The organism is Hyalangium versicolor, assembly GCF_020103695.1.
GTDB classification, from domain to species: domain Bacteria; phylum Myxococcota; class Myxococcia; order Myxococcales; family Myxococcaceae; genus Hyalangium; species Hyalangium versicolor.
The window spans coordinates 1-1,120 of record NZ_JAHXBF010000083.1; the positions used below are offsets into that span (position 1 = coordinate 1).

The window sequence follows — 1,120 nt, forward strand, 5'->3', positions numbered from 1 at the left end:
AAGAGCTCCGAGCGAGCGTGGTGCCGGGTGGGGAAGTTGGTGAGGTAGACCAGTTCCATCTTCAGGCTGCTGAAGAAGCTCTCCACCACGGCGTTGTCCCAGCAGTTGCCCTTTCGGGACATGCTGCACTGGATCCCCCGGGAGGCCAGGGCCTGCCGGTACTCGGCACTGGCGTACTGGCTGCCGCGGTCCGAGTGGTGGATGAGCCCTTGAGGCGGCTTGCGCCCCTGCAGGGCCATCTCCAGAGCTCCGAGGACCAGCTTCGTGTCGATGTGCTCGCTCATGGACCAGCCGACCACCATGCGCGAGAACAAGTCGAGCACCACGGCCAGGTACAACCAGCCTTCGCCTGTCCACACGTAGGTGATGTCCGTAGCCCAGGTGCTGTTGGGCTGGCCGGGGGAGAAGTCGCGCTCCAGAACGTTGGGAGCCACCGCATTGGGGTGGTTGGAGTCCGTGGTGCGCACCGAGCGGCGCCTCTTGCGCGCCTCCAGCTTCTGCTTCTTCATGAGCTTGGCGACCCGTTTGCGGCTGACCTTGCGGCCCCGAGCCCGCATCTCCGCGTGGACCCGAGGGCTGCCGTAGGTGCCTCGACTCTCCTGGTGCACTCGGGCTACCTCCTGGGCCAACTGCTGGTCCTCCTGCTGGCGCGCAGACTCCGGCCTCTGCTTCCAGGCGTAGAAGCCCGAGCGCGACACCTCCAACTGCTCGCACATGAACTCGATGGGGAAGTGGGCCTTCTGCGCCTCAATGAACTCGAACCTCACTTCGAGTCCTTCGCGAAGAAGGCCGCCGCTTTTTTTAGGAAGTCGCGCTCCATCAGCAGCTGCCGGTTCTCCCGCCGCAGCTGCAGCAACTCCTCCCTCTCGGCCTGGCTGAGCGCTCCGGGGGCTGCCTTGCCCTCAGCCGCGTCTGCCTGCTTCACCCAGAGCCTCAGGGCTGACTCGGTCAGGTCCAGATCCTTGGCCACCTGGGGCAGTGACTTCGTCCCCTCTCTCACCAGCCGGATTGCCTCCGCCCTGAACTCGGGCGTGAAGCTCCGTCTCTTCCTTCGTTCCATGGGACACATCCTCTCGTGTTTCGACTCATCAGGGGTGTCCACAAAATCGGGGCAGGCTCA

The 1,120-nt window shown here is 64.6% G+C and carries 1 protein-coding gene; it reads right to left on the bottom strand.

Features of this window, described 5'->3' with window-relative positions; all coding sequences use genetic code 11:
* Positions 1–1,060, bottom strand: a protein-coding gene (locus tag KY501_RS52825; protein WP_224373250.1) for an IS3 family transposase whose coding sequence is annotated in 2 segments (ribosomal slippage) — positions 1–805 and positions 805–1,060 — 1,061 coding nt annotated over the 2 segments. Because the reading frame shifts where the segments join, the coding sequence is not laid out codon by codon here. This gene is flagged as partial in the annotation.
* Positions 1,061–1,120: the final 60 nt, after the last annotated feature.